This is a genomic window from Pedobacter sp. ISL-64 (assembly GCF_018613605.1).
GTDB lineage: Bacteria > Bacteroidota > Bacteroidia > Sphingobacteriales > Sphingobacteriaceae > Pedobacter.
In genome coordinates this window covers 311,348-334,518 of the sequence record NZ_JAGGPU010000008.1, presented here as the reverse complement: position 1 = coordinate 334,518, position 23,171 = coordinate 311,348, and the positions used below count along the sequence as shown (strand labels likewise).

At 39.1% G+C, this 23,171-nt stretch carries 10 protein-coding genes; 9 read left to right on the top strand and 1 reads right to left on the bottom strand.

From position 1 onward, the window contains the following. The first annotated feature begins 14 nt into the window (after positions 1 to 14). The 4 genes from J7E57_RS13275 to J7E57_RS13260 all read left to right on the top strand — a co-directional run bounded on the left by J7E57_RS13275 (position 15) and on the right by J7E57_RS13260 (position 8,131). Positions 15 to 1,235 (top strand): DUF4998 domain-containing protein, encoded by a 1,221-nt coding sequence (locus J7E57_RS13275; protein WP_215129181.1) that lies wholly within the window; start codon positions 15 to 17, stop codon positions 1,233 to 1,235. A gap of 252 nt (positions 1,236 to 1,487) precedes the next feature. After that, positions 1,488 to 3,827 (top strand): glycosyl hydrolase family 95 catalytic domain-containing protein, encoded by a 2,340-nt coding sequence (locus tag J7E57_RS13270; protein WP_215129179.1) that lies wholly within the window; start codon positions 1,488 to 1,490, stop codon positions 3,825 to 3,827. Next, positions 3,828 to 5,873 (top strand): alpha-galactosidase, encoded by a 2,046-nt coding sequence (locus tag J7E57_RS13265; protein WP_215129177.1) that lies wholly within the window; start codon positions 3,828 to 3,830, stop codon positions 5,871 to 5,873. Positions 5,874 to 5,920: 47 nt separating this feature from the next. Further along, the gene (locus J7E57_RS13260; protein ID WP_215129175.1) at positions 5,921 to 8,131 is read left to right on the top strand and encodes an alpha-galactosidase; all 2,211 of its coding nucleotides are present in this window, start codon (positions 5,921 to 5,923) and stop codon (positions 8,129 to 8,131) included. A 321-nt stretch (positions 8,132 to 8,452) separates the two neighbouring features. Here the strand turns inward: J7E57_RS13260 and J7E57_RS13255 are convergent, their stop codons facing one another. Further along, positions 8,453 to 12,544: a hybrid sensor histidine kinase/response regulator transcription factor gene (locus J7E57_RS13255; protein WP_215129173.1), complete on the bottom strand. Its 4,092-nt coding sequence runs from the start codon at positions 12,542 to 12,544 to the stop codon at positions 8,453 to 8,455. Between the two features lie 504 nt (positions 12,545 to 13,048). Between J7E57_RS13255 and J7E57_RS13250 the strand changes: the two genes are divergently transcribed. From J7E57_RS13250 to J7E57_RS13230, 5 genes are read left to right on the top strand one after another with little or no spacing between them, the layout of a single operon-like run. After that, positions 13,049 to 13,519 (top strand): CHRD domain-containing protein, encoded by a 471-nt coding sequence (locus J7E57_RS13250; RefSeq protein ID WP_215129171.1) that lies wholly within the window; start codon positions 13,049 to 13,051, stop codon positions 13,517 to 13,519. 41 nt (positions 13,520 to 13,560) lie between these two features. Further along, positions 13,561 to 16,431 (top strand): SusC/RagA family TonB-linked outer membrane protein, encoded by a 2,871-nt coding sequence (locus J7E57_RS13245; RefSeq protein WP_215129169.1) that lies wholly within the window; start codon positions 13,561 to 13,563, stop codon positions 16,429 to 16,431. A 17-nt stretch (positions 16,432 to 16,448) separates the two neighbouring features. Then, positions 16,449 to 18,203, top strand: a complete 1,755-nt coding sequence (locus J7E57_RS13240) for a RagB/SusD family nutrient uptake outer membrane protein (RefSeq protein ID WP_215129167.1) — start codon at positions 16,449 to 16,451, stop codon at positions 18,201 to 18,203. Positions 18,204 to 18,224: 21 nt separating this feature from the next. After that, a complete protein-coding gene (locus tag J7E57_RS13235; RefSeq protein WP_215129165.1) occupies positions 18,225 to 21,347 on the top strand; it encodes a SusC/RagA family TonB-linked outer membrane protein in 3,123 nt (1,040 codons plus the stop codon). Between the two features lie 25 nt (positions 21,348 to 21,372). Continuing rightward, on the top strand, positions 21,373 to 23,145 hold the full coding sequence (locus J7E57_RS13230) for a RagB/SusD family nutrient uptake outer membrane protein (RefSeq protein ID WP_215129163.1): 1,773 nt from the start codon (positions 21,373 to 21,375) through the stop codon (positions 23,143 to 23,145). The last annotated feature ends 26 nt before the right edge of the window (positions 23,146 to 23,171 follow it).

Here is a 23,171-nt window from a genome sequence, read left to right as displayed (position 1 = left end):
ATAAATTTTCGAACATGAAAAGTATATATAAAATTAGCGGTTTGCTATTGCTGTTGGTTACAGTGATACTTAGCTGTACCAAAGATGATCTTGCTTTTAAAGACTTTTTAAAGGATGGGGAAATTGTTTACCCCGGCCGTGTAGCAAATATTGTAACCAAACCCGGTAATTTAAGAACTGCTTTATGGTGGAATCCGAGTCCTGATCCAAGCGTAAGTAAATATGTGGTTTATTGGAACAATAATGCAGATTCGGTTGTAGTTACGGCCAGCAGTCATAACCCTACAGATACAATAAAAGTGGTAATTCCGAATTTGAGCGAGTATACCTACACTTTTACCATCTATTCGTACGATGCTCAGGGGCATAAATCTATCCCGATAGAGGCAAGAAATGTGCGGGTTTTTGGCCCCTTATATCAGTCTGGCTTATTAAACAGACCTTATAATGCCACCACTCCATACGTGGTAAACAGCAATGGTTCGGTTCAGCTAAATTTTAAAACGCCCGATACCATCAATGTAAATACGGTAATCAGGTACACCAATACAGTAGGAACCAGTGTAGATAAAACGCTTTTACCGGCTGATACTGCCATTACACTTACAGATTATAAAGCAGGAACCGATATTAACTATAAATCTTCTTATATTCCGGGGAAGGGCTCGCTGGATGTATTTTCGGTAGCAGATTTTTCCACCTTTCCTAAAATTTTCACTTATGTACTTTGTGATCGCTCGCTTTTTAGCGAAGTGCGTTTGCCAGGCGATGCACCAACTTACGAATCGGGTACCAGCATTAGTAAACTTTGGGATGGAAGTGTAGGGCCACAGGGTTATCCAAATATCTTTCATAGTGCGGGTAATAGCGGAATGCCTCATGTAATCACATTCGATTTAGGTAAGGTGTATACCAATTTATCGCGTATTGAAGAAACCGGAAGAGATTGTTGCAACAATCCGGATCGTTTTGAGGTTTGGGGAACAGCCGATTTAACCAATGCCACAACTACTTTATCAGCCAGTAATAATGGTTGGCCAGCAGAAGCAACAAGTAAGGGGTGGACACTTTTAAAAGATGTAACCAGAAGCGATGATGGCAAAAATGCAATAACTGCAGAACTGGATAATGCAGGAAAACCAATTCGTTATATTCGCATCAGGATTAAACACGTAACCACTGGTGATGGGAATTATAGTAATATGAGCGAAATCAGGTTCTGGAATAAACAGTAATCTTTTATATAATTGAATTTGACTAATAATTTAATTCCGTCATCTCGACTGGAGCGCAGTGGAATGGAGGGATCTATCTAGACAGATTTCTCGACTTCGTTGCACTCCGCTCGAAATGACGAACCCGGTGACTGGATCCATTTTTAACCACAGATGAAAAGGATGCACACAGATATAAAATCCGTGTTTATCTGTGTGCAATCAGTGGTTAAAACCTTTTTTAATTACGAGTAACAACACACAAATGAAACTATGTATAAAAAGTATTTGATTATTTTTCCACTATTCTCGTTTTTCATAGGTGAATATACCTCTGCCCAGCAAAAGCCTTTAACGATGTGGTACGATAAACCTGCCAAAATTTGGGAGGAAACCCTTCCTTTAGGTAATGGTAAATTGGGCATGACACCAGATGGGGGCATTAACAGGGAGAATATAGTACTGAATGATATCACTTTATGGAGTGGTGGGAAACAAGATGCCAATAATTACGAAGCCTATAAAAGTTTGCCTAAAATTAGGCGGCTGATATTGGAAGGTAAAAACGATGAAGCACAGGAACTGGTTAACCGCGATTTTGTTTGTAAAGGGCAGGGATCTGGTGGAGCGAATTGGGGCAAATACCAAACATTGGGTAATTTGCAGCTCGATTATGAATTTTCTGGCGTTAAAGATGCAAAACCCGAAGTTTACAAAAGAATATTATCGCTAGATAAAGCGGTGGCTACAACCGAATTTACGCTCAATGGGGTAAAATACAAAAGAGAATATTTCTGTAGTTTTGATGATGATATAAATATCATCCGCCTCACAGCCGATCAACCTAATAAACTCAATTGTAATATTTCAATCAGCAGATCAGAAAAAGCAACATTAGCTAGCGAAGGTAATGAACTGCTGATGTTTGGCCAGCTGGATAACGGTACTGATGGTAAGGGAATGAAATACCTAAGCCGCGTAAGTACCAAACTTAAAAATGGTACGCTGACAAACGAAGGAAACATTCTTAAAATAAAAAATGCGACTGAACTGATTATTTACGTTGCGGCAGAAACCGATTTTAAGCATGCGAATTTTGAAGCCAGAGTAAAACAGGCTTTACAAGCGGCTCAAAAGAAAGCGTATAGTTTAGAACTTGCAAATCATAGTGCAAATTTTGCTAAACTCTTTAGCAGGTTGAAAATTAATTTAGGAGAAGGCGAAGCCGCCAAACTGCCAACAGACGTAAGGTTAGACCGTTTCTATAAAGATTACAAAAATGATGTTTCGCTTAGCGCCTTGTTTTTTCAGTTCGGTCGGTATTTAAGCATTAGCAGTACAAGGGTTGGGCTTTTGCCACCAAATCTTCAGGGTTTATGGGCAAACCAGATCAACACGCCATGGAACGGCGATTACCATTTAGATGTAAACGTACAGATGAACCACTGGGCTATTGAGCCTGCAAACCTTTCGGAGTTAAATCTTCCACTGACAGAATTGGTAAGAAATTTAACTGGGCCAGGTGCAAAAACGGCGAAAGCATATTACAATGCCGATGGATGGATTGCCCACGTAATTACGAACGTTTGGGGCTTTACCGAGCCTGGCGAAAGTGCCTCATGGGGTGCATCAAATGCAGGTTCGGGTTGGTTATGCAGCAATCTATGGGATCATTTTGCCTATAGCCGTGATGTAAAATACCTGAAAAGCATTTACCCGATTTTAAAAGGATCAGCTGCATTTTATCAAAGTGCTTTGGTTAAAGATCCAAAAACAGGTTGGCTGGTTACTTCGCCATCGGTATCGCCAGAGAATACTTTTTACCTGCCCAATGGAAAAACAGCAAGCATTTCAATGGGGCCAACTATCGATAATCAGATTGTGAGGGAGCTTTTTAATCATGTAATTACAGCAGCCAAACTGCTTAAAACTGACGCCGCCTTTAGTGCTTCGTTACAAGAAAAATTAAAATCTATTCCACCAGTGGGTTTAATCAGCAAAGATGGCCGGATACAGGAATGGTTGGAAGATTATAAAGAAACCGATCCGCAGCACCGGCACATCTCGCATTTATATGGGGTTTATCCTGCCGGATTAATTACGCCAACAGCTACTCCGGCATTGGCAGAGGCAGCAAAGAAAACACTAGAAGCAAGGGGGGATGATGGACCAAGTTGGTCAATTGCTTATAAACAATTATTTTGGGCGAGATTACAGGATGGTAACAGGGCTTTTAAACTGTTTAGAGAGATTTTAAAACCTACTTTGAGAACCGATATTAATTATGGAGCCGGCGGAGGCGTTTATCCAAATATGTTATCAGCCGGACCGCCGTTTCAGATTGATGGCAATTTTGGCGCATCGGCAGCTATTGCCGAAATGCTGATCCAAAGTCATGATGGTTTTATCGAACTGCTCCCTGCTATTCCTGATGCCTGGAAAGCTTTTGGTGAAATTAAAGGATTAAAGGCAAGGGGTAATTTTACAGTTGATATGGATTGGAAAGATGGTAAAATTACAAATTACAGAATTGCTTCGGCCGTACCTCAAAAGGTAAAGCTAAAAATGAATGGAAAATTAACCGAAATAATGTCGAGCAAATTAAGTAAATAAATGGTTCTTAAATTTTTATTCAGGCATAAGTTATTCTTGATTTTACTGATCCTGTTATTTTCTGAACGGTCTGCATCAGCGATTATAATCAATTATGGCCGGGCAGGAAAAATAGACTACAACCTTAAAACCGGCACTTTTCAGGTATCAGATGGAGCGGTGCAATTATTATTAAATGGTTTTTCGCAAGCAGCACATCAGAAAAAGATAATCAGTTCTAAAAATTACCCGCAGATTAGCTACACCAAAACAATTATTATGGATGGTTTTGGGAAGGGTTTTAAACATGTTTTCTTGTTAAAGCAGCATGGTTTACCAACTATGCAACAGATTTTTTATACCTATGCGGGTAAGAATTATTTTATGATCAGCCTTACTTTGCTAGGCACTGGTCTATCCATCAACCATATGGTGCCTATAAATGGAAATTTAATCGATCAGGAAGCTTCACAAGTACCAACCAGTTTATTTGTTCCTTTTGATAACGATACCTTTATTTCTTACAATGCCGTTCCATTAAAGGCCAACACAAGTAATCCAAGCGCGGAGGTTACGGCTTTGTATCACGATCAATCAAGAAAAGGTTTTGTAATTGGCTCGATAGAACATAGCAACTGGAAAACAGGCATCATTACGGGCATGAATGCTGGGAAAAAAATAAATATACAGGCCATTTGTGGTTATACGGAAGAAAGCATTACCCGCGATAAAATTGAACATGGTTATTTAAAAGGAAATACGATCAGCTCGTCGAAAGTGTTTTTTGGTGCTTTTGCCGATTGGCGTTCGGGTATGGAGACTTATGCACGGGCCAACCGGATAGCAGAGCCGCCTATTATTTTTAAATGGAAAACCGGAACTCCGATGGGATGGAACAGTTGGGGCGTAATGCAAGAGAAAATAACACTCGAAAAAGCCAATCAGGTTGTCGATTTTTTTGCTGATAGCCTAAAAACGTTTAGAAGCGATGGTGTAGCGTATATCGATCTCGATTCTTATTGGGATAACCTGTTAAAAGGGGGCTTAACCGGCGACTACTCTAAACTAAAAACCTTTGCCGATTATGCTAAATCGAAAGGATTAAAACCAGGCATTTACTGGGCACCATTTGTAGATTGGGGATTCGCTGGCGGCCGTACCCGCAAGGCAGAAGGAAACGATTATACATTTGGCGAGATGTGGACCAAAATCGGCTCAGACTACCACGATATAGATGGTGCAAGGGCGCTGGATCCAACACATCCGGGTACACAGCAACGTATTGCTGCAGTGATTAAAAAGTTTAAAGAATGCGGTTTTGAAATGATTAAAATCGACTTTTTAGGTCACGCTGCAATAGAATCCAATCATTTTTACGATCCGAAGGTTACTACGGGGATGCAAGCATATAAAGCGGGCATGGAATTTTTATTAAAACAGTTAGATAATAAAATGTTGGTTTACGCAGCTATATCGCCAAGTTTGGCATCTGGTCGTTATGTACATGTACGCCGCATTGCCTGCGATGCATTTAAATCAATAAAAGATACCGAATACACTTTAAATAGTTTAAGCAACGGCTGGTGGCAAACTTATCTTTACGATTATATTGATGCCGATCACGTAGTATTTTCCGATCAATCTGAAAAGGAAAATACGGCCAGGTTTTTATCAGCGATTGTTACCGGAACCTGCATTACCGGCGATGATTTTTCGCGACAGGGCAAATGGAACAATGCAGCACAACGTTTATTGAGCAATACCGAAATCTTAAACGTATTAGAAGATGGAAAGGCATTTCTTCCGGTAGAAGGGAATAGGGGCAAATCGGCTTCGCAACTTTTTGTAAAACAGGTTGGGAATGTGAAATATCTCACGTTATTTAATTATAGCGATGAAGCAAGATCTTTTATACTTGACTTTTCGAGAATCGGTTTAAAAATCGATGAAGTGTACAACTGTCAGAATTTGATCACTCAAAAAACTGAAAACTTCAAAAATAACCAAGCTTTAAGTGTGGCCGCAAAAGATGCCATCATCTTCAAAATCATAATAAACAATAAATAAAATCAACTACTGCCTATAACATTACCCGATTAACATTGAAAACACAAATGAACAAGTCAGATCAAATTACCGGTTACATCAAGTATGGAACATTGGCCATTGCCATTTCACTCTTTACCGTTGGCAATATTAATGCCCAAACCATTATTCCTATTGAAACCGCGCATAATGCCGTGGTATTACAGGCCGATGTAAAGAAAGATGTAAACACTATCTTTTTTGGGAAAAAACTGGCAAATAAGCAAGAATACGCCCAAATTACTGCGCAATATAAACAGACTGAAGATTATACTGGTCAGCTAAATTCGGTGTATACACCTTCAGGATCGAGAAACCTGGTAGAACCAGCTATTAGCGTTACCCATGCCGATGGCAATAATTCGCTCGATCTGAAATACGTTGATCATACCGTCACCGCCATTGATGATAATGTGAGTCTACTTAAGATCAGGCTGAAAGACCCGGTTTACAATTTCGAAGTCACCATGTTTTATAAGTCTTTTTATAAACAAGATGTAATAGAACAATGGACAGAGATTAAACATAATGAGAAAGGTACAGTGGTATTACATAAATATGCATCGGCCAATCTGCACTTAAAATCACCACGTTTTTGGTTAAACCAGTATCATGGCGATTGGGCCAAAGAAATGCAGCCAGAGCAAAGTGAAATTACCCATGGTATTAAAACTTTGGATAGCAAACTGGGTACGAGGGCAAATTTGTTTCAACCTTCTGTTTTTATGATTTCGTTAGGTAAACCTGCTGAAGAAAATGAAGGCGATGTTTTGTATGGAGCCATGGAATGGAGCGGTAACTTTAAGATCGATCTTGAACTTGATTACCAGGATAACCTCCGCATTATTGCCGGAATGAACAATTATGCTTCGCCATACAGCTTAAAACCAGGTGAAGTTTTTACAACCCCTGCTTTTTTGTACACTTTTTCTGATCAGGGAAAAGGTGATGCCAGTAGGAAATTGCAAGATTGGGCACGTAATTATAAAATATTGGATGGAAAGGGCAGTAGGTTAACCCTTTTGAATAACTGGGAAGCTACTTATTTCGATTTTAATGAACAAAAATTGGCCGATTTATTAAAAGATACCAAAAAACTGGGTGTCGATTTCTTTTTGCTTGATGATGGTTGGTTCGGGAACAAATATCCACGTAACGATGACCATGCCGGGCTTGGCGATTGGCAGGAAAACAAGAAGAAATTGCCAAACGGAATAGCATCTTTGGTAAAAGAGGCCGATAATGTAGGAACCAGATTCGGAATTTGGATAGAACCAGAAATGGTTAACCCTAAAAGCGAACTTTATGAAAAACATCCAGATTGGGTGGTAAAACAGCCAAACAGACCTGAATACTATTTTAGAAACCAATTAGAACTCGATCTGAGTAACCCAAAAGTACAGGATTTTGTTTTCGGTGTGGTAGATGGTCTGTTTACCAAAAATCCTAAACTGGCTTACATTAAATGGGATTGTAATGCCGTAATTTACAATGCATACTCCGCGCATTTAAAAAATCAATCTCATTTTTACATCGATTATGTAAGGGGATTGTATATTGTATTGCAAAGAATCCGTGCAAAATATCCAACGGTGCCCATGATGTTATGCTCTGGGGGAGGTGGTAGGGTAGATTATGCTGCCTTACAGTATTTTACAGAGTTTTGGCCTAGTGATAATACCGACCCATTAGAGCGCATATTTATGCAATGGGAATACTCTTATTTTTATCCGGCCATCAGCAGTTCCAACCATGTAACCGATTGGGGAAAACAGTCAATAAAATTTCGTACCGATGTAGCCATGATGGGTAAATTGGGTTTCGATATCGTAGTGAGTAAATTACCTGAAAAAGAGCTTCAGTTCTGTCAGGAGGCGATTAAAAACTATAACGATGTAAAACAAACGATCTGGCAAGGTGAACAATACCGTTTGGCTAATCCACGTACCGGCAGCATAGCATCCATGTTGTATGTGAATGCGCAAAAAACCGAAGGTGTTATTTTCAATTACCTGGTAAACTTCCGTTATGGTGAAAATAGTAAGTATCCGATTAAATTGAACGGTTTAGATGCGACAAAGAAGTACCACATTAAAGAAATTAACCTTTATCCAGGAACAAAATCATCAATAGATACTACTAAAACCTATACTGGCGATTTCTTGATGAAAGTGGGCTTTAATCCTATTCTTAATACTACCAGAACCAGTGTGGTGTTAAAATTAGAAGAAGCAAAGTAATAAAATTCGTCATTTCGACCGTAGTGTTCCAAAGGAACTCCTTTGGAGGAGAAATCTTTTAAAGGTTTCTCCATTTTTTTCCCACAGCGCCCACAGAAAGCAGACCACAGAGGGCACTGAGTTGGAGCATAAATAAATACGATCGTCATTCCCGCGCAGGCGGGAATCTTAAAGCCCATTCCATGTTTTGGGTCTACCAAACAATTTTTAAATTTTAATCCACTATATAGATCCTTCGACTATGCTCAGGATGACGGACCCATCAATGAAAAACAATAATATTAATCTACTCTAGATAAATACCATCATCCCTTTTACATTTTAAACATCCTCTTCTTCACTACCATTCATAAACGCCCGCGGACTTTTTCCAAATTGTTTTTTAAACTCCCTGCTAAAATATTTTGGATCGTTAAAGCCGACCTGATAAGCCACTTCATAAATGGTAAACCTATTTTGTTTAAACAGCTCCATTGCTTTCTTTAAACGGATTGATTTAATGAAGTCATTTACGGAGAGGTTAGTAAGTTTTCTGATTTTTTTATACAAAACTGGCCTGCTCATCCCAACCATCGAAGCCAGTTCAGATACCCCAAAATCTTCATCAGTAATATGTTCATCAATGTATTTTAACAGTTTTAACATAAAAGCTTCGTCAATAGCATTGATGGTGAGTTCTTTCGGCTGTAAATGGATGTGTTTCAGGAATTTTTGACGCATTACCTGTCTCGACATCAGTAAATTGCGAACATTCAGTAAAAGCAGTTCAGGACTGAAAGGTTTGGTAATATAGGCATCGGCACCAGTTTCCAAACCACTAACCTGGTGGATATGAGAGGAGCGGGCAGTAAGAATAATAACAGGGATATGGCTGGTACGTTCATCTTCCTTAAGTCTGCGGCAAAGCTCAATGCCATCCATTATTGGCATCATAATATCACAGATAATCAGATCGGGCAGTGTTTCAACAGCCGTTTCCCAACCCATTAATCCATTCTCACTTTCCGCTATCTGGTAATGTTTGCCAACCAGTGATGTTATTAGTAGTCTGATTTCGCTATTGTCTTCCACCACCAATATGGTTTCGGTTGAAATATCAGTTTCTTTTTCGGATTTTAAAATTGTTACCCCTTGTTCTGCTTGTTGCGTGTAGATGTCAGGAAGGCTTGAATAATCTTTTACACCATCAAAAAGAGCAGTTTTAAAATGTGATTTCCCTTTCTTCAATCTTACTGTGAAATTTGTGAAACCACGCTCGCCATTTTCAGCAGGTGTACTTTCTACGGCAATATGCCCTTGATGTTCCTCAACAATTGCTTTAGAAAGTGCCAAACCTATTCCCGAACCGATTTGGTTGGAGTGATGCTCATCTACCTGGAAATAATCGCTAAAAAGATTCTTTAAGCTCTCTGCAGGTATGCCCAGTCCGTTATCTGAAATGCTAATCGCTACTTCATTCTCCATTTCCAATAGAGAAACAGAGATTTTTCCACCCTTTTCGCAGAATTTAAAGGCATTAGATAACAAGTTGAACAATACTTTTTCGAGTTGCCTTTTATCAAAAAACAGGCTGATATTTTCCTGCTCGTGTACAAACTCATATTGTATATTGTTTGTTTGGGCTAGATGAGAGAAGGAGATGAAAATTTCGTTAATAAAATCGACAATATTATCTTCTGTAACATGCAGGGTAAGGTGCCCCGTTTCAGCCTTTCTAAAATCCATTAATTCGGTAATAAGCCGCATTAGCCTGTTGGCATTGTTTTTTATTGGGATAATTTGTCGATTTAACTCGCTATCAGTTTGATATTGCCTGGAAAGATTTTCCAACGGACCAAGAATTAGGGTAAGTGGTGTTCTGATTTCGTGCGCTACGTAGGTGAAGAAATTCAGTTTCATTTTCTGAATGTCTTCTGTGCGTTTAAGCAGCGCACGCACAAAAAGGTAACGTACAATTAAAAACAACAAGCCCGAAAAGAAGGCCAGATAAATAAGATAGGCCCACCAGGTAGCCCAAAAGGGTGGAAGCACCGTGATTTTAAGGGTTGCAGGTTTGCCACCAGGATTTCCATCGTTATTATTTCCTGTTACCATAAAGGTGTAATTGCCAGCAGGAAGATCGGTATAAGCAACACTGGGTACATCGGTTTTTACCCAATCTTTACTATGGCCTTTAAGGATATAACGGTAGCTGTTTTTTTCTGGTTTAATGTAGTTTAATAAAGCGAAACCGAGACTGAAGTTGTTTTTGTCGTGTTTAAAGGTAATTTGTTTTGTACTTTTAATATCTTCCTTTAATAATCCATCTGGCGCATTTACCGCTACGGGTTGATCGAATAGTTTGAGTTCGGTAAAGGTGATTGGTGCAACATTCCTATTAATATCAATCTGGCTGGGATAAAAGGCTGTTAAGCCATCGTAACCACCAAAAAACAATTCGCCTTTACTATCTTTAAAAAACGATCGGATATTAAAATCGTTGCCCGCTAGTCCATCGCTTTCGGTATAATTAATAAACTTTCCCGTTTTGGTAACCAATTTGGATAATCCCTTATCTGTACTGATCCACAAGTTGTTTTCATCATCTTCAATTATTCCCAGTACATTACTGTTTGGTAACCCGTCTTTTTCATTATAATTCTTGAATTTTCTGCTTTTATTATCGAAAATACTTAAACCTCCAAAATAAGTTCCAATACAAATATTTCCATTTCGTATTTGAATAATGCAATTAATATGATCTGAATTTAAACTGCCTGCGTTGTTTTTCTTCTCATAATAGGCTGTAATTCTTTTAGTGGATGGGTGGTAAGCATATAATCCGGCCATCGTTCCAATCCATAAATTTTTGGCCTTGTCTTCAAATATAACCTGGATATACTTGTTCCTCAGGTTTTGTTCTAACGGACTTTTAATTGTTTTAGAAGCATAATGGCCATTTGTTTTTTTTAATGTAGATAATCCATCTCTAGAACCTACCCAAACAGTACCCTCACTATCTACAGTTATTGCAATTATTTCGTCACCACCCGGGTTGTTTTTTACATCTTTAACGTTGATTATTTTCTTGAAATTACGACCTGAGGGATTAAATAGGTATAAACCACCACGGTGTGTGCCCACCAATAGCTGTCCTGTTTTATCAAGGCACAGGGTTTTAATTAGGTTGGAGTTAAGCCCGTTGCTGCTGTTTGGTTCTGATTTATAGTAGGTGAAAGTATTGTTGCGTCTGTTCACATAATTTAAACCACCACCTTCAGTACCAACCCATAGGTTATGGTATTCATCTTCGGTCATGGCACTTACAATGTTGCTGCTCAAACCTTGCTGTTTCTTCGAATTTCTAAAAACGGTAAACGGCGTTGCAGACGGGTAAACAACATTTACCCCTTTGTAATAAGTACCCAAATAAACGGAGCCGTTAATATCTTGAAAAATACTATGGATTGAATTCTGGCTCAATCCGCCTGTTTGCTCAGGGTCGTAACGGTAATTACTAAATTTTCGCGTATTTGGATTGAAGATACTTAATCCTTCCTGTGTACCGATCCAAATATTGCCCGCTTTATCGCAGGTTAGTTTTCTAATGTCATTATTAACAATCGAATTTTGATCTGTAGCACTGGTTTGGTATCGTGTAAATGTTTTGTGCTCGTAATCGAATAGGTTTAAGCCGTTGTAGGTACCTAACCAAAGCCGCTTTTGTTTATCGATCACGATACTTTTTACGGCATTAGAACTGATGCTGTTTTTATTGTTGGGATTATACCTGAAAATCTCAAAGTGGTATTTACCGTTAACGATATAAATGCGTACCAAACCATTATAAGTACCTACCCAAAGGTTTTGTTTCTCGTCTTTAAAAATTGAGAAAATACAGTTAAGCCTAGATTTATGATTGGGTTTATCGAAAAGAAACTTCTTAAAAATCTGCTTTTCAGCATCTATAAGCAGGTTAAGACCATTATCAGTACCTATCCAGATATTTTTTTGAGGATCTTCATACAAACATTCTACCGAATTGCAACTAAAGGAATTTGCAGAACTCTGTTTATTGATGCGATAAAAATGATCGGTTTTTTCATTGTAAATATTCAGCCCGTTTTCTGTACCTACCCATAATCTTCCTTTGCTATCACTTAATAAGGTATTAATCACATTATCCGAAAGGCTGTTGAGGTTGTCTGAGCTATTGTTGTAAATTTTAAAACGAAAGCCATCATAGCGGTTTAACCCTTGCCTGGTACCCATCCAAATAAACTGGTTTTTGTCTTGTGCAATGGCCATCACGGAATTTTGCGACAAACCATTTTCCATCCTGAGGTGGTTAAAAGCAATCTGCTTCTGGGCACGCAAAGAGGTGCAAATAAAAAGCATTGGGAAAAACCATAAAGCGATTAAACGCAGTTTCATAAAATTAAGCTAGTTTTTTGGCCATCCTGTAGCTAATAGTAAAATAGCTCTTGATGTATTTCCTTTAAATATAGCGTGAACTTATTAAAATATTGGAAGATTACAGTTTTTCTACCCTTTCATTTACAATTTTCGACCTTTTTCATTTTGCACCCAATTAGTTTTGGAAAAGCTAATCCAAGGTGATAAAAGAGCAATCATCAGTAGAAATTAACCATTCCTGTTATTGGCTTAACCAAATTTAACTAACAACCAATGCTGCAGGTAAACGTGATATCAACTATCACAAAGCTGGCAGTAAATATTAACCAAACCAACCATGAAACAAAAATTACTCTTATTAAAAGCAGGGCTTTTAAAATTTAGGAATTTGACGGGCGTGTATCGACATTTTTTGTCTGAGCATCATAGTCTACGAAAATGGAGAGTCACATTTTAATTAGCACTAGGTTTTCCAGGTTAAATAAAATCAATATCCCAAAACAAAATCAACTTCTAAAGTTTATGAACTTATTTACACTAAGAAGGTATTTCCTAATGCCTGCGCTTGCATTGTTATTTTTTACATCCTGTAAGAAAGACATTTACACTTCCGAAATCTATATCAAAAAGCAGTGGAAGGTTGACCTAAGTACCTCAAAAATTACCCCAGCTATCGCCGATCGTACCGATCATGCTGTTGCGGTATTATATCTGATGGACAATAATGAGCTCCATTATGATGTGTATTTCGATCAACCGCTGCAAAATGGCGATACGGCTGGTGCTGTTAAAATTAATTTAGGTGCGGCTGGCACAAATGGAGTCTTGTTAATCGATCTGAAAAATCCTGCTTTTGATGCCAACAGAGAATCGAAAGGGAGCTTAACCATTGATGCACAAACGGCCAATGCTTTGATTAGCCAGAGTACTTACCTCGTTGTTGTTTCGCAACAGCAGGCTGCAGGCCTTGTAAGAGGGCAGGTTAATAATTAAAAACAGCGCTAACCATATTTCTTATCACCAAACTTCAAAACATGATCAAAAATATTACTTCATTTAAGTGCAAAGGCACAAGAAAAAGGCTCTGTTTAAGTCTGTTGACTTTTGCTCCGGTTTTTGCCTTTGCTCAGCAGCCTGTTGTGAAAACTACAGATAGTTTATCCATTGATAAGATGGACGCCAGGCTGCCTTATATCCAAAGAGGGGTTAATGTTTGGAACGGCGTAATTCCGCGCAGCCAAAACGTCGCAGGTACATCAACCATTTATGCCGAAGATGTAAATACCACACCTGTATCAGATATTTCAAATGTGCTTGCTGGCCGTTTAGCAGGTTTGTACACCATTCAATCTTCGGGAAGAACAGGTTTTGATAGCTCTATATTCGGCTTACGCGGTCAAACACCTTTAATTGTGATTGATGGTGTGATCCGCAATTTTACCAGTTTCAATCCGAACGATATCAAAAGCATTACCGTAATGAAAGATGCGGTTTCTACTGCCATGTTCGGGATGCGTTCATCAAATGGAATTATTTATATCACCACCAAAGACCGCTCAGAAACACGTCCTTTCGAACTGAATTTTACCGCACAATATGGGGCATTACAACATCTTAAAACACCAAATTTTGTAACAGGTGCAAATTATGCCAGCTTATATAACGAAGCGCAGTTAAATACCAATCCGGGTTCTGTGCCTTTATACAACGATGCTACCATTGCAGCCTATCTAAACGGAAGCAATAATCCTTTTTTACAGCCAAACACCAATTGGTACGATCTGGTATATAAAAAGAACAGTGCACAACAGCGTTACAACATTGATGTTGCCGGGAATGGAAAATCGTATCGCTATTTTGCCAGTGTAGAACACTTTAAATCGGATGGGAATTTTATTACGGATGATAATAATGCCTACAATACCAATAATTTTTACAAACGCTATAACATCCGTACCAATGCACAGATGGATTTTACAGATGATATCCAGTTAACGCTGAATATTTTCGGATCGATCGAAAATCTTAATGAACCAGGAGTAGGAGCTGGTAATATCATGAACAGGATTTATAGTACTTCTCCGCTTGCTTATCCTGCCACTAATGCCAATGGTTCTTACAGCGGTAACCCTCAAAATACCACAGTAATCAGTAACGTTACATACGGAACTAATATTTTGGCGAGTACAGTAAGCAGCGGTTATTTAGCTTCCAATCAGCGTACATTAAATGCCGATGCAACACTTTCGTATAAATTAGACGATTTAACCAAAGGCCTGTGGGCAAAGGGAACATTATCGATCAATAACTATTATCAGCAGAATATAGACCGTTCAAAAACCTTTGCTACTTATAATCCAACAACTGTAAATGGAACTACCACTTATACCAAAGTAGGTAGTGATGGAGTTTTGGAAGCAGGGAAAGCGGCCAGTTCTATCGCAGGACAGTTTAAACAGACCTATACCAATTTACTCATCGGTTATGACCGCGATTTTAATAACAACCACCTTAATGTATTGGCTACTTATAATAACGACAATACTTTAAACTCATACACGCAACTTAATCAGATTTACCAAACCGCCGGTTTAACGACTAGATATAATTATAAAGAAACCTATCTCGCAGAATTTGCAGGTAACTATAGCAGTTTTAACCGTTATGAACCAGGCAAACGCTGGGGCTTTTTACCAACCCTGGGTTTGGGCTGGATTTTGAACAAAGAAGACTGGTTTAATTCAGATGCAATAAGTTTCTTAAAATTAAGGGCTTCTGTTGGGCAAACAGCTTATGCAAATCCTGCAAATTACTACGGCTATGCACAACGGTATACCTTAAACAGTACAGGCTATAATTTTGGTACGGGTTTAACAGGAGTGTCAGGATCGTTCGAAAATCCATTGGCCAGCACCGATTTAACCTGGGAAAAAGCATGGAAATATGATGCAGGTATAGAAGCAGCCTTTTTCGATAACCGTTTAAATGCAGCTTTAACCTATTATAATAACCGTTATTACGATTTATTACAACAAAAAAACAATGGCGATGCAAGCGGTATTTTAGGACAAACCTATCCACAGCAGAATTTGGGTAAAAATGCCTTTAATGGCTTAGAAGCTACGCTTTCGTTCAGTAGTAAGGCCAATGCTGCATTTGGTTATCAGATAGGTGCTAATGTTTCGGTAGAACAGAGCAAGGTAATTGGTAAAGATGAGCCTAACTATCCATACCAATGGTTGTACCTGGCTGGTGCACCTGTAACGCAACAACGTGGCTACGAAGCTATTGGTTTTTATCAGGTTGGAGAAGATGTAAGTGAAATTCCAGGTATTTTAGGCTATAATCCACAACCAGGTGATTTAAAATATAAAGATTTAAATGGCGATGGAATTATCAACTTCTTAGATCAGAAACAGATTAGCAGTACTAAACCACGTATTTTCTTCGGGTTAAATTTTGCGCTTAATTATAAGAATTTCGATTTGAGTGGATTGGTTCAGGGAATTGTAAACAGGCAATTACAGTTGAATGCCAATAGCATGTCGGCTTTTTCTAATGGCTACGGTTATGTTTTAGATTACACTACCGAAAACAGATGGACGTCACACAACAATGTAAATGCCACCTTGCCACGCCTAACCTTAGGCGCCAATACCAATAATCAGCAAGCTTCTACTTTTTGGTTAAGAGATGCCAATTATCTGAGATTGAAAAATCTTGAGCTTGGTTATAGTTTTCCTTCAAAATTATTAAACAAGGCCAAAATTAACCGCTTACGCTTATTTGTAAATGCCTATAACCTGTTTACTGTCTCGGAATTAGATTACGTTGATCCGGAATCAGGCTTATCGGGTTTTGCTAACGAGCGCATTATTAATGGCGGAATCTCGCTGAAGTTATAATCATAAATCGATAGATAATGAAAAAGTATTCTTTTACCCTAATTATATTTTCGGCTATCCTGTTTTTTGGTGCAGTCGGCTGTAAAAAAATTACAGAGGATGGTCCTCTCGAATTTACTGACGAAGGCAATGTTTTCGATAGTAAAGATTCGGTTGGTTTATTCACCGAGCAGTTTTTAAACAATATTTATTCGAGTTTGCCTAAGGGTTTTAACCGGATAAACAATAATATTTTAGATGCGGGCACAGATGATGCCTTACCAAACTCAACCTTAGATAATGTTCAGTACTATACTACAGGTGCAATAAACTCATCTGTATTGCCTGATAATACCTGGGATGCCAATTATGCAGGCATTAGAAAAGTAAATATCTTTTTGAGTAAAATAGATCGTGTAACCTTAAAGGCCTCTTTAAAAGGATATAAAGAGCGTTGGAAAGCAGAAGCCCGAGCACTTAGAGCCATGTTTTACTTCGAACTGGTAAAAAGATGGGGTGGTGTTCCACTTATTGGTGACCAGGTTTTCGATCCACAGCAAGAAATTAGGATTGCCAGGAACAGTTACGATGAATGCGTAAACTACATCACCAGCGAAATGGATCTGGCCATGCCTAATCTACTGTCACCTAATGCCACTGGAACATTTGCCTCTAATTTTTACGGTCGTTTTAGCAGGGGAGCGGCTATGGCTGTTAAATCGCGGTTATTACTGTATACAGCAAGTCCTTTAAATAATCCAGGTAACGCAGCCAGTAAATGGCAACTGGCAGCCAAAGCAGCCAAAGATATTATGGATAGTGTTGCGCTTGCTAAGTTTACCTATAAACTGAACGATGCAGCCACAACAGCGCATTATACTACTACCAATATGGCCGGTATTACGTCGGCGGCCAAAATTAGCGCTTATGTAACTTCAGTGAATAAGTTCTTAAGTATTTTCTCTACGGCAAGCAATAACGAAATTATTTTGCCTTACATGGCCGGAACCAACACAACGGTAGAGTCGGCCAACGATCCCGTAGGTTACCCAAGGGCAGGATCGGGCAAAACCAACCCTACGCAAGAGCTGGTTAACGATTATGAAATGAGTAGTGGTAAAACCATTACCGAAACCGGAACAGACTATGTAAGTGCAACACCTTATTACGACCGCGATCCACGTTTGCCTGCAACCATAATGTTCGATGGTTTGTACTGGCTTACCCGTAAAGTGCAAACTTATGATGGAGGTTTAGACAGGCCATTTGGCTTTGGGAAAACCAATAGTGGCGAAACCCGTACCGGTTATTACATGCGTAAGTTTTTAACCAGTAATGCCAGTGGAACAGCTTATACAGCTGCAAACCATGTATTCCCGATTTTTAGATATGCAGAGATTCTGTTGAATTATGCCGAGGCACAAAATGAAGCCGTTGGGCCAGATGCAACAGTTTACAGTGCCATTAATGCCATTAGAAACCGTGTAGGGATGCCAAACTTGCCTGCCGGATTAAATCAGGTTGATATGCGTGCCAGGATCAGACATGAACGCCGGGTAGAAATGGCTTTCGAAGAACAACGTTTCTGGGATATCCGCCGTTGGAAAATCGCCGAAAATGTACTAAATGGAACGCTGCATGGTGTGCAAGGCACTTTTAATGGAACTACAACTACTTATAAAACGGTAGATGTGGCACCAGCTAAGTTCGATGCCTCGAAAATGTACGTATTCCCAATTCCATACAAAGAGATGATTTCCAACTCGCTTATGTCTCAAAATCCCAATTGGTAATTATTTAAGGAGAATCAGAACATGAAAAAAATTATAAATCACTTTGTGCTTTTGCTACTGATCGCAGCTTTTTATCAGGCTAATGCGCAAGCACAAAATACCATATCAGGTACAGTATCCGATAAATCTGGCGGTGTACCCGGTGTTTCCGTTTATGAAAAGGAATTTGGCACCAATGGAACAACTACCGATGATCAGGGGAGGTTTACCTTGAAGTTAAAAGGGGCCGCTAAAATTCTGATCATTAAAAATGTGGGTTACATTACCCGCGAAATAGATGCAAAAGGGAAAACTTCTTTAAAAATTACCATAGAAGATGATGTGAAGGGTTTAGAAGATGTAGTGGTTTTAGGTTTCGGACAGAAAACAAAGAAAATAACCAATACAGGAGCCATCAGTTCTATTTCGGGTGCTGAAATCAGACAGAGCCCTTCTGCGAGTTTGCAGAACTCATTAGCTGGCCGTTTGCCAGGATTTTTCTCTCAGCAACGAAGCGGGCAGCCAGGTAAAGATGGTGCAGCATTCCAGATCAGGGGTATTAGTACATATGCTGGAAGTGGAGCGACAAGTCCGTTGATTATTGTTGATGATATCGAATTTACTTTAGATCAGGTAAACCAACTCGATCCGAATGAGGTAGAAAGTGTGACCATTTTAAAAGATGCTTCTACTACTGCAGTTTATGGGGTACGTGGTGCAAACGGGGTATTGATTATCAAAACCCGCCGTGGCGAATCAGGTAAGCCTCAACTGACCTTCCGAAACGAAACTGGTTTGCAAATGCCTACACAACGACCAAAAGTAAACGATGGTTATACGACATTAAGTTTATTACGCGAACGCGTTACGAGTCAATATTTAGATCCGGCAGTTGCTTATCCGCAATATTTTGCCGGCAATACTTTAGATCACTATCGCACCAACGATGATCCTTATAACTACCCAAGTGTAAACTGGTGGGATGAAGTACTGAAAAAGGTGAGTTTACAGAATAGGGTTAACCTCGATATCAGTGGGGGATCTAAAATTGCAAAATATTTTGTTTCACTAGGTTATCTATCACAGGGCGGTATTTATAAGGATTTCTCTAAAGATCAGGGTTTTACTACAAATTATTTCTACAACAGGTATAACTTCAGGTCGAACGTAGATATCGATCCAACCAAAGATCTCCATATCCGTTTGGATTTATCCGGACGTTTCGGAATCACCAACGAGCCTTATGATAAAGCCTGGAACAATGGTGGAACAACTTTTCAGTATTTGTGGAATGGTGAACTTTCATCTTTCAGTTATCCGGTATACTGGTCAAATGGATTAATTGCTTCCAGTGCCAATCCAAGCGCCGTAAAACCAAATCCAGTGGCCAATTTAATGTATTCGGGTTATACCAGGACTTATGGTAATAACTTAAATTTTGTAGCACAGGCCAACCAGAAATTAGATTTTATTACCCCGGGTTTAGCCGCAAACGCTTTGGTATCTTTTGCCAGCGATTATGGTTTTACACGCACCTTACGCAGAAGCGGGAGTGGTACCAATCTCGAAATCTTGGCTTACATATACAATGCCAATACGAAAACCTACGATCCATGGAAAACAGATATGTACCGTATGGGTACTTTGGTTAGGGAAGGAGCAAGTTTGGCAACCAATAGATTGTTAAATCTTCAGGCTAATTTAAACTACAACAGAAGTTTCGGAAACCACAATATTTCTGCATTAGCTTTATTGAACCAAACCACCAACTCGACCGATATTAGTGCGGTTTTAGCTGCAGAGCCCTATAATATCCGTGGTATAACCGGAAAAGTAGGTTACAACTACAAACAGAAATACCTTTTTGACTTTAGTGCCGGTTATAACGGCTCTGATAAGTTCGAATCGAGCAAAAGGTATCAGTTGTTCCCCGCCGCGAGTATCGGATGGAATATTAGTGAGGAACCATTTTTCAAGAATAACATCAAGTTTGTAGACGCATTTAAAATCAGGGGGTCTTATGGTTTAACAGGTAACGATGCCATTGGTTCGTCTGTATATTCATATGCCAAAACCTATTCTACAGGCTCTGGCAGAGGGTATGTATTCGGCGAAACGCCTACCACTTCTGCAGGTTTGATTGAACCTACTCTATCTAACTACGACATTACCTGGGAAGTACAGCAAGATGCCGATGTGGGTGTAGATTTAAAAATGTTTAAAGGTAAACTGAGCTTAACTGCCGATTATTTTTACAAAAAACGTAAAAACATCCTTTCAGATCCTGGTACATTACCTGGAAGTTTTGGTGGCAGCGTGCCGAAATATAATTTGGGTATCGTAAAAAATACGGGTTATGAGCTTGATGTAACCTATCGAGACAGAGTAAATAACAACATTACTTTTTTTGCCAATTCTAACATCACCTATGCCAATAATGAAATTGTTTTTAGAGATGAACCGGCCACCCTTTATCCTTGGTTAAGTACAACAGGGAAACCAGTAGGTGCCCAGTTTGGTTATACTTCTGATGGCTTTTATCAAACCTTGGCAGAACTATACAATGCCCCTAAATTAGTCACAAACATCCCATTATCGAACACACAGCTTGGATCTTTAAAGTTTAAAGATTTAAATAATGACGGTATAATCGATCAAAATGACGCTGGGTATTTAGGAACCAATCAGCCCAAATATACAGTTGGTTTAAGCTTTGGCTTTACCTACAAAAATTTTGATGTGAGTACGCTGTTTCAAGGTGCTTTCGATTACATCATCAGGTATGATAGGGGGATTTTGGCTTATCAAAGACCAGATAGGCAATCTATTCCTTTCAATTTGGGTAGATGGACACCAGTAACGGCCGCAGATGCAACTTTTCCAGAAATAAGTGGAAGTGCGAATAACGCTTTGGTTTCATCTTATTGGTATTCGAAAGGCGATTATGTTCGTTGGAAGAACTTTGAAATCGGTTACCGCTTCTCTTCCCATATTGTTAAAAAGTTGCACCTGAACAATTTAAGGCTTTATGCAAATGGCTATAATATGGGCTTGGTCTATACCGCATTGCCTGTATTTATCGATCCTGAGTCTGCAGTAAGTGCATCGGCTGGAGAATACCCTCAACAGCGTATCGTCAATTTTGGTATCCAGGTAGGTTTATAGTTATACCCTTTAAATAGATCGTAACATGAAAAAATATTATTATATACTGATTGCAGTTTGTTGCCTTATCGCGCTGCAATCGTGTAAAAAAGGAGGATTTTTAGATCCTAAGGTAGAGCCCTTAACCGAAGCAAAGGTTTTTGCGGATAGTACCCTAACCATGAGCTTCTTAACAGATATTTATGCCTATACCGGGATGGATATTATTCCTGATATAAATGGTGGATCTGGTCTGGGTACCATTATTGATAGCTTTGAGACAATGACCACCAATGTAGCGGCAGGTTATTCATCAGGTCCGCAGATTCCTTTATTAACCTCTGCTTTAACTTCAGGTAATCATGCTTTTAACGCTTATTACCCAGCTTATTATAAGCGAATCAGATCGGCGAATATTTTTATGAAGAATATCCCGTCATCTACACTTTCTGCACCTAAAAAACTGCGGGTAATTGCCGAAGCAAGATTTTTAAGGGCATGGTATTATTTTGCCCTGATTAGACTTTATGGTGGAGTACAATTAATGGGTGATGAGGTGAACGATGACCTTCCAAACTACGAATACAAGCGTGATAGCTACAAAAAATGTATTGATTACATTGCTACTGAACTGGATGAAGCGGCCAAAAATTTACCAACTTCGTTAACACTCGAGGCTGCCGATTACGGAAGAGCAACTTCTGGCGCATGTAAAGCATTAAAAGCACGCGTTTTGGTTACGGCAGCCAGTCCGCTGTATAATGGAAATCCGATTGCAACAGATGCCATTATTGGGCCACTGGTTTCATATTCTACTACCTTAGATCAAAATTTATGGCAGAAAGCAGCTGATGCCTGTAAAGCGGTACTGGATTTGCCAGAATATGCCTTGGTTGAAGATAATACAATAAAACCTGGATTGGGTTTTCAGAACATGTTCATTACTTCGAGAAAAAATTCGGAATACATATTTGCTTATAACGTAACCAGAGGAAAAACACTCGAACTGATGTGGTTTCCTTGGAGCAGAACTACTCAAACCGTGCTAACGTATAGCAATCCAAGTGAAAATATCGTAAAGGCATTTGGAATGAAAGATGGTAAGCCGATTACGGCATCGTCGGCAGCACTCCCTTATAGTGCAACTAATCCATATGTAAACAGAGATCCCAGGTTCGATTATTCTATTATTTATAACCAAGCGGTGGTTTGCAACAAGGCCACAACTGCCTTGGATAAAGTTGATATTTTCTTCAATAAGGCCACCAATGCGCCATCTGTTGATGGTTATGCTGCCCTACATACCAGAACAGGCTATTACAACCGTAAAATGTGCAATGATTCTTCACCCTTTAATAGTTTAAATGTGGATAGGGCTTATCCAATAATCCGTTTTGCCGAAATGGTATTGGGCTATGCTGAGGCTTTAAATGAACTCGGACAAACTGAAAACGCGGTGAGCAATGTGATTAAGATTAGAAAACGCGCAGGTATTTTGGCTGGAACAGATAACCGTTACGGAATTCCAGCAGGTATTTCGCAGGTTGACTTGCGTGCGCTCATTCAAAATGAATATCGGGTTGAATTTTTCTCTGAAGGCCATTGGTATTATGATACCAGAAGGTGGAAGACAGCAGAAGTTACAGAAGCACAGCAGGTAACAGGAACTATCGTAACTAAAGAATTAAATGGAACATTTTCTTATGCATCAATAACAGTAATTAACAGTGCGTTTTTAAAAGCCAATTATTTTGCTCCAATTCCTTTAACCGAAATACTAAAAGGCAAAAGTTTATTGGTACAGAACCCAGGATGGTGATAAATTAATCAACTAAAAATAAAAGT

Coding starts and splice junctions, on each gene's coding strand:
- J7E57_RS13275 (WP_215129181.1), top strand. CDS start 15: ATGAAAAGTATATATAAAATTAGCGGTTTGCTATTGCTGTTGGTTACA.
- J7E57_RS13270 (WP_215129179.1), top strand. CDS start 1,488: ATGTATAAAAAGTATTTGATTATTTTTCCACTATTCTCGTTTTTCATA.
- J7E57_RS13265 (WP_215129177.1), top strand. CDS start 3,828: ATGGTTCTTAAATTTTTATTCAGGCATAAGTTATTCTTGATTTTACTG.
- J7E57_RS13260 (WP_215129175.1), top strand. CDS start 5,921: ATGAACAAGTCAGATCAAATTACCGGTTACATCAAGTATGGAACATTG.
- J7E57_RS13255 (WP_215129173.1), bottom strand. CDS start 12,544: ATGAAACTGCGTTTAATCGCTTTATGGTTTTTCCCAATGCTTTTTATT.
- J7E57_RS13250 (WP_215129171.1), top strand. CDS start 13,049: ATGAACTTATTTACACTAAGAAGGTATTTCCTAATGCCTGCGCTTGCA.
- J7E57_RS13245 (WP_215129169.1), top strand. CDS start 13,561: ATGATCAAAAATATTACTTCATTTAAGTGCAAAGGCACAAGAAAAAGG.
- J7E57_RS13240 (WP_215129167.1), top strand. CDS start 16,449: ATGAAAAAGTATTCTTTTACCCTAATTATATTTTCGGCTATCCTGTTT.
- J7E57_RS13235 (WP_215129165.1), top strand. CDS start 18,225: ATGAAAAAAATTATAAATCACTTTGTGCTTTTGCTACTGATCGCAGCT.
- J7E57_RS13230 (WP_215129163.1), top strand. CDS start 21,373: ATGAAAAAATATTATTATATACTGATTGCAGTTTGTTGCCTTATCGCG.